Consider the following 24,734-nt stretch of genomic DNA (forward strand, 5'->3'; position numbering starts at 1 on the left):
AGGGGTTGATTGAAAAGGTGATTTACATGAAGGATTGAAAAAGAATTTTCAACCCCTCAATTTCTAACCTTTATGCAAACCATTCTTCGACGGCTTCTTCTTTGGTGTTGGTCCGACGAGCAGGAGTGATCCGATTAAAGTTCATGTGAATCTCGCGGGTTTGTTCACCGTCGGAAGCGACTGCTACGATGGGGTAGTCGATGATGCCATCTTGGAAGGACATCTGGAAGCGGAAGGTCCCATCGGCATTCAGTTTGATAGGACGTCCACCGATAGTCACGGTGGCATCAGGTTCGGTGGCACCGTAGACGATCAATTCAGCATCCGCAACGAGCCAGAATTTGCGAGGACGGTTCGGAGGTGCGGAGGCAAATCCTGCACCGGACATATTCATGCCGACGCCGGACATATTCATGCCGATACCAGAAGCGGTGGGAACCGCCCACATTCCCACGCCGGAGGGGAAGACGTAGGAACTGAGGGACTGTTCGGGGGCCATCGAACCGGGAACGTGCTGCATGGACCCGAAGAGGGAACCGGCAACGCGCTGAGATTCGGCACTTTCGGCCATACCAAAGATTTCGTCGTAGATGGCGTTGGGGCTTGCCACTGGCGCTTTCTTGCTGGGGGGAACCAGTTGCATGAAGGTTTTGCCGCGCAGATCTTCTTCCCATTCGATGGTGAGGAAGTGGTCTTCAATCCAGTCGGAGGGATAAACCGGAGGAATGTGGACGAGGGCGGAACGGGAGAGGACTAACCAGCGACCATCGGCACAACGGTAGCCGATATCAACGACGTAATCGCGATCGCTCACGGGGATCGGTAAGTACCATTCCCGGGCGAGTTCGTCGCAAGGATATTCTTGAATGCTGTGGGGGCTTTGGGTTTCGATGTTGATGTCGGTCACATCGTACAGGCGCAGGGCTAATTGTTGGCCCCCTTGACGGCGCATTTCTTCTTTGTTGGTGTTGGGAATATCCCAGTAGCTATAGGCCCATTGGGGATCGCGGGGTAACAGCATGATTCGGCTTTCACCGTAACCACCAGGTAAATCGCCGAGTCCTTCATCGACTGAGGCGAGAGTTCCACCTGTCCGATCTTCTTGACCCAGTTCAAATTTTGCTGCTTCCACTTCTTCCTGTGCCTCCAATGTACGGGTTTGTTCTACGGAAATCTTGGTGCGTTGTTTTTCTTGAATGGATGCCAGAAGTTGAGATTTCCTCATCCGGCTATAACGAGAGATTCCATATTCACTTGCAACTCGGCGGAGTTGCCGGAGGGTCATCTCTTCTAATGGGGGTCGTTCTTTTGCCATTGTTCTCGTGGCCTCCTATGTTTCGGCTATACGGCAGGTGGGTTGCTTCCGATGTTAAAATTTCTCGTTGTGGTTGATATTGGTTCGAGGAATTACTTCGGAATGTTAGGTAGCCTTGCCTGTAAATGAGCGATCGCGATCCTCCTTCCCTATCCTTAAAGTTTTTATGGCGGGACAAATCCCGAGTTAATTGTGTGAATGGAATTTGTACCGCAGGATAATAAAACTGTTGTCTTACGGTTACCTGGTTGATAAAAATTAGCGGCGGCTCGATCGCCGTTTTTCTTTGTCCCTACGGCTAAGGTCCTGCTAGACGGGTGTGCACTTTGGACTGACTCTGGGTTTTCTTTTGCAACTTTTGATTCAAAAATTCTGAATCAGGATTCGCTTGGGAATAAACCCCCGAGAGTCTTTTTCGTTGAACGGGTCCTCGCTGGATACGCGGACCTATCGTTACCCGAATGGGACTGACCAAATGTTTCCCGAAGTTGAGGGTTTTCCACCTCAAGGGTGTTGACTCTCGATTGGGTCCCTTGGCTGTTGAGTACAGCTTTTTTTTGGGATCGTGGGGGATCGCTTGGTTATGTCTATGTTGCAGAAAAGATTCGATAGGGTCAAGGGGGTACGGCAGGTGATTCTAGGTCAATCTACGGGTTATTACGGATTTACAAGCAGTTCGGGGATCGTAATGTCAGGAATTCTTGATATAAGCCTGGGATCGGGGATCGGGTCCCTAACCGTTTATGTCAAGATTTGATGACAATTGGGGAGCGATCGCTCTTAAGCCTTATAGGGCGGGAGATGTGGGATAGGAAAGACGGGGGATCCCTCGTTATATGGGATCTGATATTGAACGGTTTATAAAAACCCGATGGGGTATGACAGGGCTTCAGCCCTGTCCCGACAAAGAAAAAAACCGAGGGGGTTGGTCCCCATCGGCTTAAATCCTGACTTAATTCGCATTTAGGGTAGGATGACCCAATCCCGAATGCGCCACTGACCGTCTTGGCGAACGAACTGATACTGAACCCGTAAATTGTCATCACGAGTGTTACTGAGTTGTCCATTCTCAAATAACCGGGCGGTTTCACTGACCTGGGCCTCTATGGTGGCGCGGTTAGGGTCTGTGGGACTCATTTCAAAGCCGGTTTCTTTAATACTGTGGTCATATTCCCAATACCAATTTTCCTGACGGGCAGCTTCGGCGCGGCGTTGCCACAAGGAGAGGGCTGGATCCATCAAGATTTCGGGTAATTTTTCCACCTTATGGGTGCTGCCGAGGGCTTCGGATTTGATGGTGAACCATTTTTGAAGGACGCCCTGGGCGATCGCCTGGTTGATAGGTCCGGTCGCCCCTAGTTCTTCTGGGGTGGGTTGAGTGGCGATCGGGATCGCAGATTGGTCAAGCTGAATGCTCAACTGTTCCCCGCGTAATGAGGGTCCTGTTTGAAATAATCCAGCCATCCATCGGAGGGAGTTAATCAGCAACCAAAGCAGCAATAACCCTAGTAATCCACCGACGCCTAATAAAATTAAGCGCTCTAGTTTGGGGTTTTTGCCTTTAGCGCCGGTGCGTCCGACGCCACTGCGACGAGATGGGGGGGTTTCAATGGGTTCTAATCCTCGGACTCGGGCGGCGACGGGTAATTTGCTGCGATCGTCGCGTTTCCCATTACCGGATGCGCTGCGGTCCTCGCTGGGACGAGAGCGATCGCGGATTCTGCCGGGACCCGCAGTATCTGGACTAGAACTGGTGCGAATGGCTGTGGGAAGGGTTGCCAAGGACACGGCTGAGGACGAGAGACTGGGATTTTTGCCGGGAGTCCCATTGCTGGCCCCATTACTATCTAACCGCAAGGTCGTCATGAATGCCGTATCCCGTCTTGGGGTCGGTTGCGGTAATCCAATGGTGACGGGATTTGGGGGCGGTGGGACCACCATCCACTCGTTCACTTCATCGGCAGTTGTTTCGGGGAGGGCCTCTAAATAAGCCTGCACCTGTTCATCGGCAAAATAATCTTTTAACGATGCCTGGGCGGTTGCTAAATCCCGGAAATGGGGAAAGACCTCGGATTGTAGCCACCTTTCGGCATACAAGCACAATCCCGGGAGTAAATCCGGTGAATTCCGCGAATTTTCCCGAATAAAGGTGAGGGTTTCCTGTTCCTGAGTCAATTCCAGGGATTGGGCCGCATCCTCGGTTTGTCCTAATAGAAGGGAACAGACGGATTGTTCCAGGTGGACGTCCTGACGTCGCCCTAAATGAGTCAACAGCATTTGACCCCGGCGGATCAGGGCCGGTTGGCGGGCGGCAAATCCTCGGGCAACGAGGGCATAAACGGCGAGGTAGGTGGCAACAGCGGAGGGACGACGGGCTTCGGCTTCAAATAATTCCTGTTGTTCAGCGGCAGTAAGGTGGCTTCTGAGTTGCTGAATAAAGCGTAAAAAATCATCTACGGACAACCCGGAGCGATCGTCCCCGGTACCATCAATTCCACCCCGTTCCTGCAACATATCTTGCAAGAGTTGCAATCCCCGTTGCCGTTCTTTGCCTCGGGTTTCTGGGAGGGCCAATAGTTCTAAAATCCGGTAGGGTCGGAGTTTATAGAGGTCCGCTTGCATTTCTCCGCGCACTGCGGGAAAGAGTCCTTCGCGCAAGAGCATTTCTTGGCCGTTTTCTAGGGAGATGGCAGCATTTTCATATTTACCCCCCTGCCATTGTTCCCGCCCCAGTTCTAAACAGGCGAGGGCTAAGGTGAGGATAATATCTGCCTCTACGAGTTTGGGGTCTCCGAAGCGGCCATTTTTTAAACTAATGTTGCTACCGCTGAGGACTGGGAGTCCGAGTTTCAAGACCAGTTCATATTCCCCAAGTTCTTGGAGAATCAGTAAGGACCCGATGAAGCCTTCCGAGGGAACATCGATGCTGGGAGTATTCGGGTCAAGGTAAGAGTCACTTGACTCTAGTCCCCCTCTTCCCTTGGAAGAGTCGGCGGGGGCTGACTCTAGTTCATAGGCTTTAGCCAGAAAGCTGGCGTCATATTTTTGACGCTCTTCGGGATCGCTCAGAACGGTATAGGCTTCGTCAATGAGTTGTCTGCGAGCACTTGTGGCGACTTCAGAATATTCCCGCCTTGGGAGTTGCTCTTTGCGATCGCGATGGGCCTGCTTAAGCTGTTCAGCATAGCCAGGGGTTTCGACCCCAGGTACCTGAATTGGCAGGCCGAGAATCCGGTAATAATCGAGTGGCACTAGCACAATCTACTTCCCCTGCTTGATGAGCAACCAGACAAACCAATAGCAGCAAATATAAACGACTAAAAGAGTCCGATAATTATAGCCTTTAGTTTCTATGATAAAAGGTTTCAGAGTTATCTTATCTGGAGAATTGCGCCGTACTTCAAGGTTAATTTAGGGTTCTGCCGTACTAAAGAGGGTTTGCGTGGCTTGCCCGGTGTTGGCTTCTATTTAACAAGGTCCAGGGAGCTTCGTCAACTGGGGGCCAATTCAGTTGGGTTTTCCTGGGGCAGTTGTCCTTACCCCTATAAGCGATCGAACCTTTATGATATGATGTTTGCCCTAGTGGCGATGCTGGTGGATTAATCCCTGATTGGGATAAAACGATAGGGATTGAAATCAATTTAAAGTGACGACAACCGCCGGGGTTCTCCAGCAAAGGGATTGGTTTTCCAGGTTTCCTAACAAAAAAAACTGGGTTTCTTATGTTTTAAGGGGTTAAACCCGGGCAATTCGCTTTTCTTCCGAGGTCTCAACCCTCGGGTTCCAAGCTACCAGGAGACTGTGATGATTCAGGAACGGACTTTACCAACATTTGACGTAAGCACCGTACAACTGTCAAAAGAAGACGGTTTGATGTTGTACGAAGATATGGTTTTAGGGCGCTTCTTTGAGGACAAATGCGCCGAGATGTACTACCGAGGCCGAATGTTTGGTTTTGTCCACCTCTACAATGGACAGGAGGCGGTCTCAACCGGAGTGATCCGGGCGATGAAACGGGATTGGGACTATGTTTGTAGCACCTATCGGGATCACGTTCATGCCTTGAGTGCGGGGGTTCCTGCTAGAGAGGTGATGGCGGAGTTATTCGGCAAGGCGACGGGATGCAGCAAGGGCCGTGGCGGTTCTATGCACTTGTTCTCGGGAGAACATAACTTGTTGGGCGGTTTTGCATTTGTGGCGGAAGGCATTCCGGTGGCAACTGGGGCCGCGTTTCAAAGCAAGTATCGTCGGGAAGCAATGGGAGACGCCGGTTCGGATAGCGTGACGGCTTGTTTCTTTGGCGATGGGGCCTGCAATAATGGGCAGTTTTTTGAGTGTTTGAATATGGCGGCACTCTGGAAGTTACCCATTATTTATGTGGTAGAAAATAATAAATGGGCGATCGGGATGGCCCACGAACGGGCTACTTCTGAACCGGAAATTTATAAGAAGGCTGCGGCGTTTGGGATGGTTGGCGTCGAAGTGGATGGAATGGATGTTTTGGCGGTTCGGACTGCGGCCCTAGAAGCAGTGAAACGCGCCCGCGCCGGAGAAGGTCCTACCTTGATTGAAGCAATGACCTATCGGTTCCGGGGTCACTCCCTGGCAGATCCCGATGAACTTCGCAGCAAGGAAGAAAAGGAATTTTGGCTGTCTCGGGACCCGATTAAACAGTTGAGTGCTTATCTGACGGAGAAGAATTTGGCAACCGCCGAGGAACTCAAGGAAATTGAGAATAAAGTGCAAGCGATTGTGGATGAGTCGGTGCAGTTTGCGGAGAATAGTCCCGAACCCGACCCTTCGGAGTTATATCGCTATGTGTTTGCGGAAGATTAGCCAATTGTAAGTCAATTTCGGCTATTCCTCAGAGGGGGTGCGAGAATGCGCCCCTTTTTTTGGGTAGGTGCGGGTTACGATAGACTTTTGAATGCCGGATTCCGTATCCTACCCGGATTTGGTATCCTCCGGCATCCGGTACTCGGAGATCGGTAAAAACCTTTGGAAAATAAAAAAAGCTGAAACCTTTGCAGCATGAGGGTTACAGCTTTTTTTATACCCTAGACTTAGGAGAGGTTTAGGGTGATGTCTTAGTTAGGAAGGGAAAGAAAAAGGCTCAGTTTAACCCAAACGTTATCCCGATAGGTTTGCCTTGATTTTAAGATGAAACTAAAGGAAAAGGGTTAGAACCCGTTCAAGGGTTTGATTGAAAAACTTATTCAGTATCGGTTAACTTTTCTATCAAGCCTTGGGCTTTTTCAGCTAAACCCGGTGCGGGATTTTCATCTCGATATTCAGAAAGATTTTCTTCATAGGCTTTTTCTTCTGTGTGGATATCTTTAGCTTCTTTTAGCATTTTTTCGTAGGATTCTTCTCGGCTCTCTAATTGATTGTCCCGTTTGTTGTTATCGATTTTATATTCTTCTTTGACTAATCTTGAATCTAAGCCGGTTGCGGCTTGGCTGGGATGAGCGAAGGCGAAGGCACCGGAAAGGCTGATGAAGGTAAAGGCACAGGCGATCGCCATCAGTCCCAAGCGGACTTGTTTTAAAGCGGATAAAATGCGTTGCATATCTAATGACCTCTTGATTAGGGAACTTGTAAAACGAGAATTTGGTTATATTTAGCATCCTAAGATACCGTTGCAGGCTCTTACCTCTACCGAGAGATAGATTAAAGTCGGTCCTGGGTTGTCTAGGGGAGATAGGGTTAACTTTTTAGGGCGATCGCCGGGATTTCAAGTCACGGATTAAACTGGTCCATAAACCGCCGATCAATCCAATCTTTCCAAGTCCAAATTAACCGAAACGGACCTAACCCAAATTTCCCTCGGGAGGCGACTGCTTTTCCCGTACCCGTACCAATTAAGGTTAAAAATTGCTGTTGCGGATGGTAAGAAATTAAGGGTTTATCCTGTAAACTGCGGCAGAGATTTTCAAACAAAGGTTTTCCCTGGCGTACGGCAAAGACTCCTGCTTTGGGTCGCGGATTGTTGAGCAGGGTGGCAATATCTCCGGAAGCAAAGACGGTAGAATGAGAAATAGATTGTAAGTGGTCATTGACTTGGATAAACCCGCGATCGTCTGTGGATAATCCCGAGGCGGATAGCCAATCGGGTGCAGAAGCTTGAGTCACCCAAAATACTTGCTCACACTCTATTTGTAATCCTGATTTACAGTCTAATTTTAGGCGTTCTGAGGGGAGCTTTTCTAACCGGCTAACGGTTTGATTGAGGTGTAGGTGAATTCCCCGATCCTGCATGATGCGGGTTAAGGTTTGAGCAGCATAGCGACTGTGGCTGGAGAGAATGTGACTGCTGCGATGAAAGAGATGATATTCTATATTTTTGTGGTATTTTTGCTCTAATATTTTGTTCAGATGCGCTTGAATCGATAAGGTTAATTCAACCCCACCAGCACCTCCCCCGACAATAGCTACACTGCGGAATTGTTGGGGAGACTGCATGACTTCTTCTCGAAATTGCTGCCAGAATTCTAATAATTTGGGGACGGGTTTAGCGGGAATGCCATAAGTGGCGGCACCGGGGACATTGAGAGTAGCAGGAGTGCTACCAATATCAATAGAAAGGATATCAAAAGGAACGGGGGGATGATGGGTACAGAGGACTTGATTTTGTTGTAAATCAAGACCGATCGCGCGATCGCAATAAAATTCGGCCTCCGCTAAATTTGCCAAGGGTCTCAAATCAATATGTGCTTCTTCAAAGGTATAAAACCCCGCCAAATAACCGGGTAACATTCCCGAATAGGGAGTCTGAAGCACATCGCTAATTAAGGTGATGTGAATTCCAGGGACGGGAGACTTGGCAAACTCTCGCAAGGCGATCGCATGACTATGACCCCCACCGATTAAAACAAGGTGTTTCATTATTTTAGTAGTGGTTGCAGGATTCGAGGTAATCATGTCGGAAATCTGACATCGGACATCCAGACTTGACCACATTCATTTTACTCTACCTCATTCTCCTCCCACCTTATCCATCATTAATCACCAAAAATGATAGGATGAGAGAGAACTAGATTGCTAAAAAAACTGCGTCAATCTTCTGGAGTTGCCATCTTATCGCGTCTTATGAAATCAACCAACGAACTGCTAAGAAACCAAGTAGAAAAAGCCCTAATCGCTGCCTTTGGGGAAGAACTGGCCGGGACTGATCCGGTTTTAGTACCAACGACTAATCCCAAATTTGGGGATTATCAAGCAAATTTAGCCATGTCTTTGGCAAAGCCTTTAAAGCAAAAGCCCCGGGATATTGCCCAAAAAATCATAGAGAATATCGATGTCTCAGAATTTTGTGAACCGCCAGAAATTGCCGGACCGGGCTTTATTAATTTTACCCTAAAACGGAGTTATTTAGAACAGCAACTCGCCGCCATTGAAGGGGATGAACGGTTAGGAATTGAACCCGTTACCCACCCGCAACGAGTGGTAGTAGATTTTTCTAGTCCCAATATTGCAAAAGAAATGCACGTGGGACATTTGCGTTCTACAATTATTGGAGATAGCATCGCCCGAATTTTAGAATTTTGGGGACATGATGTCTTGCGCCTCAATCATGTAGGAGATTGGGGGACACAATTTGGGATGTTGATTACCTATTTACGGGAAGTATCTCCCGATGCCTTAACCACGGCGAATGCGTTAGAGTTAGGGGATTTAGTGGCCTTTTATAAAAAGGCGAAACAGCGCTTTGATGAAGATGAAGAATTCCGGGAGATGTCTCGGCAGCAAGTGGTCAAATTGCAAGCAGGCGATCGCGAGGCAATCCGCGCCTGGGAACTGCTGTGCGAACAATCCCGCCAGGAGTTTCAACAAATTTATAACTTGTTGGATATTCAGCTAACTGAACGAGGAGAATCCTTCTATAATCCGTTGCTTTCTAAAGTTGTAGAAGATTTAGAAAATCAAGGATTATTAGTGGAAGACCAAGGTGCAAAATGTGTCTTTTTAGAGGGATTTACTAACAAAGAAGGGGAACCCCAACCGTTAATCGTTCAGAAGACCAATGGGGGATATAATTATGCCACCACTGACCTAGCGGCATTGCGGTATCGGATTGAAGAAGATAAATGCGATCGTATCATCTATGTCACCGATAGCGGTCAATCCACCCACTTTGCTCAATTCTTTCAAGTTGCTAGACGCGCCGATTGGATTCCCGACAATATTGACGTGGTTCATGTCCCCTTTGGATTAGTTTTAGGAGAAGGTGGAAAGAAACTCAAAACCCGTGAAGGAGACACCGTGCGCTTGCGGGATTTATTAGATGAAGCCGTCCTCCGTGCACGCGCTCAACTCGAAAGCATTATCCAAGAAGAAGGCCGTTCCGAAAGCGCAGAATTCATCGAAAATGTCTCCCGCGTCGTTGGAATTGGTGCGGTCAAATATGCCGACCTTAGTCAAAATCGGAGCAGTAGTTATATCTTTAGTTACGATAAAATGCTCTCCCTCCAAGGCAATACCGCACCCTATATGCTCTATGCCTTTGTCCGCATTCAGGGAATTAGCCGCCAAGGCAATATCGATTTCGACAATCTCAGTTCTGATATTCAAATTAAATTGGAAGAAGAGACGGAATTAGCCTTAGCCAAACATATCCTGAGTTTAAGTGAAGTTCTCAAAGAAGTAGAAAAAGAGTTGTTGCCGAATCGTCTGTGTGAGTACCTCTATCAACTCAGCAAAAAATTCAATCAGTTCTACGAAAACTGTCCCGTATTGCAAGCAGACGAACCACAGCGCACCTCCCGCTTATTGCTTTGTGATTTAGCAGCAAAAACCTTAAAACTTGGGTTGTCTTTATTAGGGATCCAACTCATTGACCGGATGTAAAGCATTGGGTGCATTAGAGCCTGAGTTTTGGATTCGTAATGCACCCAATTATATCAAACTCTATTCGTTTGAATCATGTACGATATCTTATGTCGATTTCTAATTGATAAATTTAGCCGGGACTTTGCCTCCTTGTTAATGGGAAAACCCATCGACTTAACGATTTTCAGTCCCAAAGAACTCTCCGTACTCCGTAGAACCCATTCGCGCCGATTCTCTGATTCTCCACCAGTCCGAACATTCGGTATTGCATATAGAATTCCCAACCGACCCCGATGAAGAGATTCCATTTCGCATGGCCGACTATCGGCTACGCGGGTATCGACGCTTTCGGGAAAAGATATGCGCCAGGTGGTGATTTACCTCAGAAAAACCAATTCGTCATTAGTCCATCAAACCGAATTTATTCTCCCACAAATGACTCATCGGTTTGAGGTCATCCGTCTCTGGGAGCAACCCACCGAACTGTTTTTAAATGCACCGGGTTTATTTCCATTTGCTGCCTTAACCCGCACAGAAAATGCCGAAGAGGTGTTAAACGAAGTTGCTCAATTAATTGAACGCATCGATAACCGACAACAACAGGCGAATTTAGTAGCGGCTTCTTCGGTTCTAGCTGGGTTAGTATTAGATCGAGAGTTAATTAACAGGATTCTCCGGAGGGACATTATGCGTGAGTCACCCATTTATCAAGACATTTTAGCCGAAGGACGCCAGGAAGGACGCCAGGAAGCGATCGCCGAAATTGCCAGGAATCTACTGCTCAGTGGAATGTCCGTGGAACAAATCATGAATGTCACAGGATTAACCCGAGAACGAGTTGAGCAATTGACTAACCGCGATTCCGAGTAATTCGCTGGATCCGGTTCAGTTGAAAAGTTGGGTAAAAATGCCTGGATTCGATGCCAATACAGGGATGACAGGCATTTTTATTTAAACTTATCAACAGAGTTAATCCATCTTTATAGACTTCTATTATTGCTATGCGTGAATCATCCATTTATCAAGAGATTTTTGCCGAAGGTTTCGAGATTGGTTTCAAAGAAGGACTAGAAGAAGCACGTCAGGAAGCACGCCAGGAAACGATCGCCGAAATTGCCAGGAATCTACTGCTCAGTGGAATGTCCGTGGAACAAATCATGAATGTTACGGAATTAACCCGAGAACAAATTGAAGAACTAACCCCCCGCGACTCCGAGTAAGGCGCTAGATCCGGTGCAGTAGAAAAATTGGGTAAAAAATGCCTGGATTCGATGCCAATGCAGGAATGACAGGCATTTTTATTTAAAGGTATCCCCGCTTACCCACGGAGTGAATCCATCGTTGTAAACTTCTATAATGGCAGAATAAACCGCCATTTTAAGGAGCTTCTTAAATGAATTTAGCGATACTGTTCGGGTTGGGAATTTGTACTGGATTGCTGGCGGGACTGTTTGGATTAGGCGGAGGAATTTTGATTGTCCCCGTCTTAAACTTATGGGGATTTCCTGTAGTGACTGCTGCTGCCACCAGTTTAATTGGGGTATTTTTAACCGCACTATCTGGCACGATTCGATATAGTTGGACCAACCAACTAAACTGGCGAAATGCGTTGCAAATTGCTCTGTTTGGGGTTCCTGCGGTCCAAATGGGAGCTTGGCTGGCTCGACATCTTCCTGATAGCTGGTTGGCTATTTCTTTTTCTATATTATTATTAGGAGCTATTTATTTAATGGGATTAAGAAAGACCTTAATTGATACGGAAAGTTTTGCCAACTTACTAGACTTAGATTCTTCGGACATTTCGGGCAAAAATCAGACCCGTTCCCGGTGGGAGTTTGCCAAAATTGGTTGTCTCGGAGGTGCGATCGCCGGATTATTTGGGATTGGCGGTGGCATTGTTATGGTTCCCTTACAAGTCTTACTCCTGGGAGAATCCATCGCCTCCGCCGTCCCGACAACCCTCGCCGCAGTCACCGCGATCGCCGCTTCCGGTTTAGTCCAATATGCCTGGAATGGCAATGTTTTGTGGATTCCCGGTTTATGTATCGGTTGCGGTGGCATCCTCGGGGTGCAACTGGGAACCCGCCTCCTGCCTCACCTCAGCGCTACCTTAATTAATACTCTATTCCGCCTCATCCTATTTGTCTTATCTGTGTACATGATGCATCAAGGGTTAGTCAGCGCGATCGTATAAATCCCAAAAGTATTTGTTGGCTATTGACGATTGTCCCCCAACCGAGATAATCTAACCCCAACCTGATTAGATAAATTGCCATGTCTACCCTGTTAATTCAACTGCTTGTGATTGGATTAGTTGCCGGTGTCGCCGGTGGAATGTTTGGCATTGGTGGGGGTGCGATTATGGTCCCTGCAATGGTTTTGGTGCTGTCATTAGACCAAAAATTGGCAACGGGAACCTCTATCGCTGCTCAAATTTTACCCATTGGATTATTAGGTGCAATGGTCTATTATAAAAATGGCAATTTAAACTTTAAATATGCAGCAGTCATCGCATTGGGTTTACTCATTGGAAATTATTTTGGTGCTTTATTTGCCAATCAACCCTTTATCAGTAGCGAATTTATGAAAAAACTATATGGGGCTTTCTTATTCCTCCTTGGGTTTAGATATTTGTTTCCAAATTTGTTTACCCGGTAATGGCTATAAAATCCTACACTCTAAAGGGGGGGTCTACAGGGACAAAGCCTGCCTCCGCAGGCTGTTCAACAAAAAAACTTTAGACAATCCGATTTGATAGTATAGATTAAATTAATACAAATAGAGAGAGAAAGTTAAATGAGTTTAAGACAATTTCCCGAGGGATTTCTCTGGGGTGCAGCAACCGCTGCTTATCAAATCGAAGGCGCGTGGAATGAAGATGGCAAAGGGGAAAGTATCTGGGACCGATTCACCCATCGCCAGCATACAATTCTGAATGGGGACAACGGGGATGTTGCTTGTAACCACTATCATAAAATGCCGGAAGATGTGGCATTAATGCAGGCATTGGGGTTACAAACCTATCGCTTTTCTCTCTCTTGGCCTCGAATTCTACCGGAAGGAAGAGGTCAAGTCAATCCCAAAGGATTGGAGTTTTACGATCGCCTGGTAGACCATCTCCTGGAAGCCAATATTATCCCCAATATTACCTTAAATCATTGGGATTTACCCCAAACCCTCCAAGAACTTGGCGGATGGGTAAATCGCGATAGTATAGATTGGTTTGCAGACTATGCGCGAGTCGTGTTTGAGAAATTAGGCGATCGCGTTCCCTTGTGGACGACTCACAATGAACCAGCAGTCCTCGCCTTTATGGGATATGCTTTCGGGAACTTTGCTCCTGGTATAGCAGACTATTCCCAAGCCTATCAAACCTCACATCACCTGCTGGTTGCTCACGGAAAAGCCGTACAAATCTTTCGAGAAGGCAACTATAACGGTGAAATCGGCATTGTGCTAAGTGTGAATCACTATCAACCCGCCAGCGATCGCCAAGCAGACATCGCCGCCTGTGAGCGAATGTATCAAACCAGTACCGCCTTATTTGCTGATCCTCTATTCAAAGGAGAATATCCCGAACCCTTATTTAACTGGATTGGTTGCCACGCAACAAAAATAGAAACCGGAGATTTGGAACTCATATCGACCCCCATCGACTTTGTAGGGATTAACTATTATTTTACCTTAAACGTTGCCTTTGCTCAATGGGGAGGATTATTCAAACTAAACTCTACCCAAGTTTCTGCACCCGGTTGGGGTCAAACCGATATGGGATGGGGAGTCAATCCGCCCGGATTAACCTCAGTTTTGTTAGATTTTAAAAACCACTATGGCAATCCGAAACTCTATATTACTGAAGGCGGTTGTGCCTTGCAAGATACTCCCAATTACGAGGGATTTGTAGAAGATTGGGGACGCATTAATTACTTGCGATCGCACTTTATTGCCGCTCATGATGCCATTGCCGATGGCGTCAATTTACACGGATATTATGTGTGGACCCTGATGGATAACTTTGAATGGGCACATGGATTTTATCCCCGATTTGGATTAGTTCGCGTCGAATTTGACAGCGGTAAACGCATTCCCAAACAAAGTGCCTGGTGGTATCGCGAAGTCATGAACCGAAATGGGGTAGAGGAATAGGATTTCCACCGGATAATAGGCCCAAACCAAGAGGCGATCGCCCCAACCGATCCACCAGTAACCCTGCCGACAATGTAGGATACCCCACCAAGGGCGATCGCATCGACTTATAATAGAGTTAGCAATTTTATAAATAGTAGGGATAGAGTCAACCCTGATGAATGTAAGCGAACTCAAAATTAATTTACCCCCAGGCTTGTCTGAGGACGAAGCTAAACTTTTTTTAGCCATCAAACTTTATGAAGTGAGCAAAGTCTCTCTAGGACAAGCGGCACAATTAGCCGGATATTCTAAACGAAGTTTTATGGAAATTTTAGGAAAATATCAAGTTCCAGTCTTTGCCTATTCTACTGAAGAATGGCGAGAAGAATTGGGATTATAAGTTTTAGAAACACAGGAACCGATCGCCTATTCCGTACCCAGCAAAGCCCCCTCTCCTTACAAGCGGAAGTTTTTTACACTCATAGTGATTTCCCTTGTTATTAACTGCACCTCCCTCCGGTCCCCTCCCCTTGGCAAGGGGAGGGTTAGGGTGGGGTTCTTCTTGAGCGATCGCCTTCCCTTGTTATTAACTACACCTCCGGTCCCCTCCCCTTGGCAAGGGGAGGGTTAGGGTGGGGTTCTTCTTGAGCGATCGCCTCCTTATCCCCAACTTCACAGGAAGCCCGATCGCCCTTTGACACAATTTCCACCTCTATTGCATCCTTCCCGATAGAATTGCTCAAAATTCGCACTGTTTCATCCTTCCTCAACCCCTATCACTTCTCACTCACTTACAAATTATTCATTGTATTAAAAAAGTAAAGATTTTCTGGTAGTGGCTAAACTTGCGCCCACTCCCCAACATTCCCTCTGTAATTTCACTAATTGACTGATACATCAATTTTAAAATTCCCCGATATATTCGTATTAATACTATTGCCAAAAAACAGTAAATAACCATCAATTTACAAATATTAATTTAATAAATTTGTGGACAAAGAAAAATTGCGTGATATACTAACGGCAAGATTGCAAAACTACAGGAGGTCATCAAGAAAATCAGTAAATTCTTGGAATCACTCCCCATAAAATTAAAACGGTTTTCTCTACCGTTAAATCCACTATCTAACCGCTTCACCCAAAAAGTATCCCCCAATTGGTTGATTTTAAAAGTGCGCGGTTTGAGTTGAATCGCAAAAAACCAGTTCATCCAAGTAGGTGAACCTCAATAGACTTGAAACCCTAAATAAAAGACCCTTATCTGGTCATTCCCGCGTCAGACACCGAATCCAGGGTTCTTATCTCAGATTTCCTCTGGACTTTAATAATAAGCACCTCCAGATCTGTGCAACCCAGGTGTCACGCCCAATCGGGTTGATTGCACCTTTTCCACAGAGTCAGAATTGACCCCGTTTTACCCGCCTAACGTAAAGCTTTGTAACAATATCCGAGATTCGGCGTAAAAACCGCATTTTCCAGCAGAGACAGTCCTAGAGAAGGGAATAGAAGGCGATCGCACCCTGACCCGAATCAGACGGATCCCCCTAAATCCCCTTTAAAAAGGGGGACTTGGAAATCCACTCCGGTCCCGATCGCCCCCCAAACCCCAACCGTGATGCTGTTTGTAGCAAGGAGTGCGTTTATTTGATGAGTCTCATGCCTTGGCGATCGCCCATTGCCACTTCTCGGCAAAATTCCCCTAACCTTCCACAGGAGAGGGTTTCAGCGGCATCACCCCGTCAAATTTTCTCCCACCACCATTTATCCCTGCATAAAACTCATCCCGCTTCCCCAGTAAATAAATAGAGTCATTTCACCGGAGTCTATCGAAGACAAACCAGATGCGCCCCCACCCCTAACCCACTCCGTAAAACCGCCCCCAATCATCCCCACCCAGGCACCGAATCCAACCCAAACCCGTGCCTCACACCGAAAAAACAGCCTACACCATCAAACAAAAACGAGGATAGAACCATGTTGAATACCAACCTTGCCAACTCCACTCACGCCGCCTTAGTAGAAGAGTCCCTGAAAAACGCCTACAACACCTTAAGCGACTTCGCCAACCGTGAAGAATTTCTCCTCAAAATCCAAACCGCTTTTGGCGAAACCTTCCATGCGGATAAATTAGAAGGGTTACGGCAGCAGTGGATTGCCGGAGACTTTGCATCACTTCCGCAAATCGAAATCCTCACCGGAACCCAACTCCGTGGCGCAAATGCTGCTTATGCCGGAGAAAATAATACGATTTACTTCTCCGAAGACTTTCTGAGTCAGTATGCGGATAATCTTTCCGCCATTAACAGCGTGTTGTTGGAAGAAATCGGCCATTATGTGGATTGGCAGATTAATGATGAGGATACTCCAGGGGATGAAGGGGAATATTTTTCTAATTTAGTGCAAGGGTTTGAGTTGAGTGAGTCTCAGGTTCAGGCGTTGCAGGGTGAAGATGATGCGATCGTTTTGAATGGAGGGTTTACTATTAAAAATAGTAGCTTGAATAACCAATCTCTTCTATTGCCTTTATCGTCTAACATTCAAGGGGAACAATCAGCTACAAGTTTTTCAAATGGATACAGTTGGAATGCTGATTCTGCTTTTAATAGTTTAATTGAAGAACGAAATAAAACTCAAATTGTTTTTATCAACGGAATTCAAACTGATAAAAATTTATTTGAAAAAACCGCAGAAAACTTATCGGAACAAGTAAATCTAAACCATCCTGTAAATTCAGCAATTTACACTCCAGTACATAATCCTTCTTCTGTAGAGATAGGACCGATTCCAATTGTTTCATCAGTGATGGCTTTAGAAGAGACTTATACAGATTTTCATGAAATTTTATCTAGATTGCTTTTTAAGCCAGCACTGGAAAAATGGAACGAAACAGTTGATTTTTTAAGTCCAGAATGGTTGGAAAACATAATTAAAAAAGATTTAGTAGATGGAGTTAGTAAGCATTCTGATTTATTAAGAATAATAAACGAAGAAGGCGCTAAAAGAATAGTTGATTTTTTAGAAAAATATGGAAATTTAGATGAATTTTTGTGGGAAGTAGAGAAACAATTTCTTATTCCAGGTAATACTCCCAATGATTTGTTAGAATCCTTACATCAGTTTATGTCTGATAATCCTAGTATAGCAAGTAGTGATGTTAATTTCGGTGGAGCTGGTGCTACTGGATGGGTTGATAATGCAACTAACTTACTCAAAAGTGATAGTAATAATTCTCTAATTATTGTTGCTCATTCTCAAGGAAATTATTTTGTTGAAGATGCCCTTAGAAATACTCGCTTTTCCGGAACAAATCCGGAAAAAGTAAAAATTATTAGGTTAGGTTCTCCAACTAATTATGAATCGCCAACTTCTACAGGTTTTGTAATTTCTAAATATGAAGACGAAGGAGATCCAGTTCCCAAGCTACAATTTTCTGGACTTCAATCAAATAAAAACAAGATTCTGCATTTTCTCACAACGTTACCCGACTTAATGGGCGATATATTGAAGGGTTTAGGTATTCACCACAGTGCAGACCTTCCTTTTGTGGGTTATTTTAACCGAGAAGATTTCAAGGCCGATTTTCGAGATAGTTTTGAAGCACTCAATCCAAAGGGTTATTACTTTTCTCCGCTATCACCATCTGGTGTACCCACATTAACGGAAAATGGTTGGGTATCCACGGGTTCTAATCACGGAGACTGGATAGAAGGACAAGAAATTGCCAGAGGGGAAGTATTTTTTGATCTTGCAGGAAATGATGTTGTCCGTGCGAAGGGAGGAGACGATATCATTAATGGGATGCAGGGCTATGATTTTCTAGATGGAGGTAATGGTAACGATGTAGTAAATTATTCTCTCAGCGATCATGGCATTTCTCTTAAAATAGACAAATTAGGTGGTTCTGATATTTATCGAGTAACTGATGATGGATATGGAAATGAAGATATTCTTGTTGATATTGAAATAATTATTGGTTCAAATGCAAAGTTTGGTGGATTTGTAGGCCCAGTACCTCCAGGAACTCAAAGCTTTGCTGATAAAATTTCTGGTGGAAACGGTAATGATTACTTTTTTGGACTTGGGGGCAGTGATGAATTAAAGGGAGGCGCAGGACGTGATTTGTTAAATGGGGGAAATGATGCAGATTGGATTTATGGAGGAGATGAAGATGCTGGAACACCGGGAGATATAATTATTGGCGGTGAAGGAAGCGATAAAATTTGGGGTGGAAAAGGTGTAGACGAAATTCATGGAGATCGAAACGAAATTCAAGATTATGATGGAGATATTGTTGTTAGTGATGCTGAAGCCAGCTTTACCTCCTTTAGTTCAACACTTAACGCCGAAGCATCTGAACAAGGATTCAATCCTGGTTTGGTATTAAATTCTCTACCTCCAGAAGCTTCTAATTTTAATACTACTGGAGTTTATGAAGATGAAATATATGGTGGCGATGATGCAGACAGAATCTATGCAGGCTTTGGTAATGATACAGTTTCTGGGGGTCATGGTAATGATTTAATTTATGGGGAAACAGGAGCCGATCTTATCACTGGAGACGACGGCCACGACAGCATCCAAGGCAACGAAGGAAACGATAACATTTCCGGTGGCGACAACGAAGACACCATCCAAGGCAACGAAGACAACGATATCATCACCGGCGACAACGGCAACGACTACATCGAAGGCAACACCGGCGACGATCGCATCTCTGGCGGCAACCAGGATGACCAAATCTTCGGCAACGAAGGCGAAGACAACATCACCGGAGATGCCGGTCAAGATAACATCGAAGGCAACGACGGCAACGACAGCATCCAAGGCAACGATGGTTTAGACACCATCTCCGGCGGCAACGCCAAAGACACCATTTCCGGCGGCAACGACAGCGACCAAATCTTCGGAGATGCCGGAGACGACAGCATCACCGGAGATGACGGCGACGACTACATCAGTGGTGGCGACAACAACGACATTATCGCTGGCAACTTCGGCAACGACAGCATCCAAGGAGATGCCGGAGACGACAACATCTCTGGCAACGAAGACAACGACACCATTTCCGGCGGTGACGACAACGATCGCATCACCGGCGACAGCGGCAACGACAATATCCAAGGAGATGCCGGAGACGACAACATCACCGGAAATGCCGACCAAGATTATATAGAAGGCAACGACGGTAACGACAGCATCGAAGGCAACGATGGTCTCGACACCATCTCCGGCGGCAACGATAAAGACACCATTTCCGGTGGCAACCACAATGACCAAATCTTCGGAGATGCGGGAGACGACAGCATCACCGGAGATGATGGCGAAGACACCATCAGTGGTGGCGACAACAACGACATTATCGCAGGCAACCTCGGCAACGACAGCATCCAAGGAGATGCCGGAGACGACAACATCTTAGGCAACGACGGCGACGACATCATCAACGGCGGAACCGACAACGATCGCATTTCCGGGGATGACGGCAACGATCGCATATTCGGAGATGCAGGCAACGACAACATCACCGGCGACCTCGGCAACGATATCATCAACGGCAACGACGGCAACGACAACATCACCGGCAACGAAGGCGAAGACATCATTCACGGTGACGCCGGAGAGGACATCCTCCAAGGCAACGACGGCCAAGACTTGCTGTATGGCGAAGACGGCAACGACATCATGACCGGAGACAGCGGAAACGACACCCTACATGGTGGCGATGGCAACGACCAAATGAGTGGCAACGATGACCAAGACTTGCTATTTGGCGACAGTGGGGATGATGCGATCGCCGGAGACAACGGCCAAGACACCCTACATGGCGGAACCGGCAACGACTTAATGAGTGGCAACGCCGACAACGACATCCTCTACGGCGACGACGGCAGCGACACGATGACCGGAGATGATGGCGAAGACTTCCTCTCCGGTGGCGCAGGGGATGACCAAATGAACGGTAACGACGGTCAAGACCTCCTCTACGGCGATGGCGACAACGACATCATGGCCGGAGACAACGGCGATGACACCCTTCACGGCGGAACCGGCAACGACCAAATGAGTGGCAACGCTGACCAAGACCTCCTCTTCGGCGAAGACGGCAACGACCAAATCACCGGAGATGGAGGCGAGGACACGCTTCACGGTGGCGCAGGGGATGACCATATCAGTGGCAACGACGGTCAAGACCTCCTCTACGGCGATAGCGACAACGACACCATGACCGGAGATGCCGGAGAAGACCTCCTCTATGGCGGAAGCGGCGATGACCAAATGAGTGGCGGTAGCGAAAACGACCTCCTCTACGGCGAAGACGGCAACGACATCATGGCCGGAGACGGCGGCGAAGACTTCCTCTCCGGTGGCGCAGGGGATGACCAAATGAGTGGGAACGACGGCGACGACACCCTCTATGGCGATGGCGACAACGACATCATGGCCGGAGACAACGGCGACGACACCCTCTACGGCGGCGCAGGCAACGACCAAATGAGTGGCGGCAACGACATCGACCTTCTCTACGGCGAAACCGGAGAAGATATCCTCGCCGGGGATGCGGGAGACGATAGTTTATTCGGTGGCGAAGATGATGACGAACTCTACGGCGGCGATGGCGACGATTTCCTCGTCGGTGGCGCAGGTGCCGACTTCCAGGATGGCGGCGCAGGTGACGATACTGTATCTTACTTCAACTCCCCCGCACCCATCTACCTCCACCTGCAACCGGGACGCGGCGTCGGTGGCGATGCCGAAGGGGACAGAATTCGCAACGTGGAAAACGTCGAAGGTTCCGAATATAACGATACCCTGATCGGCGATAACGGTGCCAACGTCCTCAGCGGATTAGGCGGCGACGACATCCTCGATGGCAAAGTCGGTTCCGATACCTTAATCGGTGGCGAAGGCAACGATTACCTGGATGGACGAGAAGGAGATGATGTTCTCGACGGCGGATTAGGCAACGACAGCATTCTCGGACGTTCCGGCGATGACACCATCTCCGGAGGCGCAGGCACAGATTTCCTCGATGGCAGTTCCGGCGACGACTCCATCCACGGTGGCGCAGATAATGACGAAATTTCCGGCGGTTCCCACAACGACATCTTATATGGAGACAGCGGCAACGACCTCATCGACGGCGGTGCAGATCACGACTATATCGACGGTGGCGCAGACAACGACACCCTCAAGGGACATTCCGGCGATGACACCCTCTTCGGCAAAGAAGGAAACGACCTCCTATTCGCACATACCGGCAACGATATCCTACATGGCGGCCAAGGGGAAGATACCCTCCATGCAGAAAAAGGAGATAACATCCTCTACGGCGGACTCGGCAACGACCATTTATATAGTGGTGCCGGTAAAGACACCTTCATGCTTGGCCTTGGGTTTGGAGTAGAATTTATCTATAACTTCGACTTCGCCAAAGACAAATTCGGGTTTATCGGCGACCTCACCGAAAACCTAATCTCCTTCACCGCCGGTACTAACGAATTTATCAACGATACCCTCATCCATTACACCGGCAACAACGAACTCCTCGCCGTCCTCAAAGGCATCCGCATCGGCAGCGAACCCACTGCGCCAGAACTCTCCGTGATTCCTGAAATCACCCTCTCCGAACTGCCTGCGGAAACCGAAACCGCACCCAGCGAAACTACCATTATCTTTGCACCCCAACCCAACACCCCGCCAATCTCTCCCCCCGTCATCCAACCAAACAACCCACCCGTTGCCGGAAATCCAGGACAACCGAACAACCCACCCGTTGCCGGAAATCCAGGACAACCAAACAACCCACTCGTTGCCGAAAATCCGGTAGAACCAACTCCTCCAGTATCGGAAAATCCAGTAGAACCAACTCCTCCAGTATCGGAAAATCCAGTAGAACCAACTGCGCCAGTATCGGAAAATCCAGTAGAACCAACTCCACCAATATCAGAAAATCCAGTAGAACCAACTCCACCAATATCAGAAAATCCAGTAGAACCCACCCCACCTGTGGGGGAAAATCCAGTAGAACCGACTCCACCAGTATCGGAAAATCCAGTAGAACCAACTCCACCAATATCGGAAAATCCAGTAGAACCAACTCCACCAATATCGGAAAATCCGGTACAACCAACTGCGCCAGTATCGGAAAATCCAGTAGAACCGACTCCGCCAGTATCGGAAAATCCAGTAGAACCGACTCCGCCAGTATCGGAAAATCCAGTAGAACCAACTCCGCCAGTATCGGAAAATCCAGTAGAACCCACGCCACCCGTTACTGAAACCCCAGTACAACCGGATCCTCCCGTTAACCTCACAGGAGGATCGAGTACCGATACCTTAACCGGAGGCAGTGGCGATGATACCCTTGACGGCAACTCGGGGGATGACGAAATCTTTGGCGGCGCAGGGAAGGATATCCTCACCGGAGGCACGGGAGATGATACGCTGTATGGCGGTGCAGAGGATGATACTCTCACCGGCGGCAACAATCGCGATCGCCTCTACGGAGAAGACGGCAACGACATCCTCGATGGCGGCGCAAACGATGACACCCTCACCGGAGGCGCAGGGGATGATACCCTCACCGGCGGACAAGGCAAAGATGTATTTATCCTAGAATCCGGTTTGGGAGTTGATGTGATTGCAGACTTCACCCCCACTGGCGGGAATGGAGATGCGATCGCGATCGGCAGCAATCTCACTTTTGACCAACTATCGCTCACACAACAAGGAGACAACACTCTAATTCACATTGCCACTACCGATGAACTGTTAGCCGTCCTCAATGGCGTCAACGCTAATTCTCTCACAAATTCTCACTTTATGCCGATTGAGTAGGAAGTTGGGACAATCCAATTGATAGGGGTTGTCCCCCATTGTGAGGACCCAACCAGGTGGCGATCGCTTGCAACAGTAGGGGTTTTTACGCTTAAGTGCACCTCCGGTCCCCTCCCCTTGCCAAGGGGAGGGTTAGGGTGGGGTCCCTCTTGGGCGACCACACGTCACATACTATGAGCAGAGATCGCGCCTGTGTGGAGACTGGTCCAACCTCTTTCCTCCTGATGTGGCGATCGCTCGTCAAGAGGACCTTCCAACTAAGCATTCCTCTTGACGTGCTTTATGCACGTCAAGAAGACCCCACCCTAACCCTCCCCTTGCCAAGGGGAGGGGACCGGAGGTGCACTTAATAGTAAGGCAATCAGCATGAGCATCAAAACCTACTCTTGTAAGCCTCCGGACCCTTCCCATAAACCCATTCTTCCCGCCATGTCTCTATAATTTTATGCTAAAGCTGTAGAGTACATCAAGCAGAAATTAACGGTATGGCTGGACATAGTAAATGGGCTAATATTAAACGGCAGAAAGCTAGAGTGGACGCGGTGAAGGGGAAAACCTTCACAAAAATCTCGCGGGAGATTATCGTTGCGGCGCGCAGTGGCGTTCCAGATCCGGATGGCAACTTTCAGTTACGCACGGCAGTGGATAAGGCAAAGGCGGCAGGGATTCCCAATGAGAACATCCAACGGGCGATCGCCAAGGGTGCTGGAACCTGGGATGATGCCAGCAGCAACTATGAAGCAATCCGCTATGAAGGATATGGTCCCGGTGGTGTGGCGGTAATTGTGGAAGCGCTGACGGATAACCGGAATCGGACTGCTGCGGATTTGAGGGCCGCTTTTAGTAAGAATGGCGGCAATTTAGGTGAGACTGGATGCGTGAGTTGGATGTTTGAACTCAAAGGCGTGGTGACGCTTCAAGGGGAAATAGAGGAAGATGAACTCTTGGAGGCATCGGTAGAAGGGGGTGCCGAGTTTTATGAAGCTACGGAACTGGATGAAAATACATCGGGATATGAAGTGTTTACCGAAGCCACTAATTTAGAAACCCTCAACCAAACCTTAAAAGAGCGGGGATATAAGATTATTAATGCAGAATTACGGTGGATTGCTAACAATAATGTAGAAGTAACGGACCCCGATCAAGCGCGATCGCTCCTGAAAATGATGGATGCTTTGGATGATTTGGATGATGTCCAAAATGTCACTGCCAATTTTGATATGGCGAATGAATTAGTAGAAATGAGCGTGGTATAAGACAAAAACAGGCTAAATCTATAGTAGGCTATCACACCATCAGAGGTTTAAAGCCTCCTCTGGCGGTGTTTATAGCCTCACCCACTAGCGTCTTTTGAAGCTCAATAAAACAAGGAAATGCAAAATCAATACAATCCACACTTCTAACCGAATGCCATAAGCAATAAGTGCCGGGGACTGGGGTTGCTGGGGAAGGGTGTTCACTTCCTGCATGGGATATAATACCGGCATCTGCGGGTTGAGCGAGATAGCGGTATCTAAGTCCTCCATCGCCCGGATTAAGGTTTTGACCTGAGAGGGTGACAAGGCAGGGGAAACCCATACGGGGCAATTGTTTGAGATAATGAAGAAGTCGTAAAAAAGCGGGT

At 47.6% G+C, this 24,734-nt stretch carries 17 protein-coding genes; 11 read left to right on the forward strand and 6 right to left on the reverse strand.

Features of this window, described 5'->3' with window-relative positions; translation table 11 throughout:
* Positions 1-70: 70 nt before the first annotated feature.
* Both NG796_RS21705 and NG796_RS21710 read right to left on the reverse strand, forming a co-directional pair.
* Complete coding sequence (locus tag NG796_RS21705) at positions 71-1,315, reverse strand: DUF4912 domain-containing protein (RefSeq protein WP_261209202.1); 1,245 nt, start codon at positions 1,313-1,315, stop codon at positions 71-73.
* Between the two features lie 963 nt (positions 1,316-2,278).
* Complete coding sequence (locus NG796_RS21710; protein WP_261209203.1) at positions 2,279-4,573, reverse strand: IMS domain-containing protein; 2,295 nt, start codon at positions 4,571-4,573, stop codon at positions 2,279-2,281.
* 546 nt (positions 4,574-5,119) lie between these two features.
* On the opposite strand from NG796_RS21710, the gene pdhA reads away from it, so the two are divergent.
* Positions 5,120-6,151, forward strand: coding sequence for a pyruvate dehydrogenase (acetyl-transferring) E1 component subunit alpha (pdhA, locus tag NG796_RS21715; RefSeq protein WP_261209205.1), 1,032 nt, complete (start codon positions 5,120-5,122; stop codon positions 6,149-6,151).
* Between the two features lie 376 nt (positions 6,152-6,527).
* On the opposite strand, the gene NG796_RS21720 is transcribed toward pdhA, so the two are convergent.
* On the reverse strand, positions 6,528-6,884 hold the full coding sequence (locus tag NG796_RS21720; RefSeq protein ID WP_261209206.1) for a hypothetical protein: 357 nt from the start codon (positions 6,882-6,884) through the stop codon (positions 6,528-6,530).
* A 170-nt stretch (positions 6,885-7,054) separates the two neighbouring features.
* A complete protein-coding gene (locus NG796_RS21725) occupies positions 7,055-8,200 on the reverse strand; it encodes an FAD-dependent oxidoreductase (RefSeq protein WP_261209207.1) in 1,146 nt (381 codons plus the stop codon).
* 204 nt (positions 8,201-8,404) lie between these two features.
* Between NG796_RS21725 and argS the strand changes: the two genes are divergently transcribed.
* The 7 genes from argS to NG796_RS21760 all read left to right on the forward strand — a co-directional run bounded on the left by argS (position 8,405) and on the right by NG796_RS21760 (position 14,672).
* The gene (argS, locus tag NG796_RS21730; RefSeq protein ID WP_261209209.1) at positions 8,405-10,162 is read left to right on the forward strand and encodes an arginine--tRNA ligase; all 1,758 of its coding nucleotides are present in this window, start codon (positions 8,405-8,407) and stop codon (positions 10,160-10,162) included.
* Positions 10,163-10,504: 342 nt separating this feature from the next.
* On the forward strand, positions 10,505-11,014 hold the full coding sequence (locus NG796_RS21735) for a hypothetical protein (RefSeq protein ID WP_261209210.1): 510 nt from the start codon (positions 10,505-10,507) through the stop codon (positions 11,012-11,014).
* 131 nt (positions 11,015-11,145) lie between these two features.
* Positions 11,146-11,364 (forward strand): hypothetical protein, encoded by a 219-nt coding sequence (locus NG796_RS21740; RefSeq protein ID WP_261209211.1) that lies wholly within the window; start codon positions 11,146-11,148, stop codon positions 11,362-11,364.
* A 173-nt stretch (positions 11,365-11,537) separates the two neighbouring features.
* Positions 11,538-12,338 (forward strand): sulfite exporter TauE/SafE family protein, encoded by an 801-nt coding sequence (locus NG796_RS21745; protein WP_261209212.1) that lies wholly within the window; start codon positions 11,538-11,540, stop codon positions 12,336-12,338.
* A gap of 80 nt (positions 12,339-12,418) precedes the next feature.
* Positions 12,419-12,802, forward strand: coding sequence for a sulfite exporter TauE/SafE family protein (locus NG796_RS21750; protein ID WP_261209213.1), 384 nt, complete (start codon positions 12,419-12,421; stop codon positions 12,800-12,802).
* Positions 12,803-12,940: 138 nt separating this feature from the next.
* On the forward strand, positions 12,941-14,290 hold the full coding sequence (locus tag NG796_RS21755) for a GH1 family beta-glucosidase (RefSeq protein WP_261209214.1): 1,350 nt from the start codon (positions 12,941-12,943) through the stop codon (positions 14,288-14,290).
* 157 nt (positions 14,291-14,447) lie between these two features.
* The gene (locus NG796_RS21760; protein WP_261209215.1) at positions 14,448-14,672 is read left to right on the forward strand and encodes a UPF0175 family protein; all 225 of its coding nucleotides are present in this window, start codon (positions 14,448-14,450) and stop codon (positions 14,670-14,672) included.
* Positions 14,673-14,862: 190 nt separating this feature from the next.
* On the opposite strand, the gene NG796_RS21765 is transcribed toward NG796_RS21760, so the two are convergent.
* The gene (locus tag NG796_RS21765) at positions 14,863-15,024 is read right to left on the reverse strand and encodes a hypothetical protein (RefSeq protein WP_261209216.1); all 162 of its coding nucleotides are present in this window, start codon (positions 15,022-15,024) and stop codon (positions 14,863-14,865) included.
* An 895-nt stretch (positions 15,025-15,919) separates the two neighbouring features.
* Here NG796_RS21765 and NG796_RS21770 point away from each other — a divergent pair.
* From NG796_RS21770 to NG796_RS21780, 3 genes are all read left to right on the forward strand, one after another.
* Complete coding sequence (locus tag NG796_RS21770) at positions 15,920-16,078, forward strand: hypothetical protein (RefSeq protein WP_261209217.1); 159 nt, start codon at positions 15,920-15,922, stop codon at positions 16,076-16,078.
* A 168-nt stretch (positions 16,079-16,246) separates the two neighbouring features.
* Positions 16,247-23,110, forward strand: a complete 6,864-nt coding sequence (locus NG796_RS21775) for a hypothetical protein (protein WP_261209218.1) — start codon at positions 16,247-16,249, stop codon at positions 23,108-23,110.
* A gap of 485 nt (positions 23,111-23,595) precedes the next feature.
* On the forward strand, positions 23,596-24,366 hold the full coding sequence (locus tag NG796_RS21780; protein ID WP_261209219.1) for a YebC/PmpR family DNA-binding transcriptional regulator: 771 nt from the start codon (positions 23,596-23,598) through the stop codon (positions 24,364-24,366).
* Positions 24,367-24,450: 84 nt separating this feature from the next.
* Here NG796_RS21780 and NG796_RS21785 read toward each other — a convergent pair.
* Positions 24,451-24,734, reverse strand: a 284-nt coding sequence (locus NG796_RS21785) for a hypothetical protein (protein WP_261209220.1), incomplete at its 5' end; no start/stop codon positions are given.

Source organism: Laspinema sp. D2d, from assembly GCF_025370755.1.
In the GTDB taxonomy this organism is placed as follows: domain Bacteria; phylum Cyanobacteriota; class Cyanobacteriia; order Cyanobacteriales; family Laspinemataceae; genus Laspinema.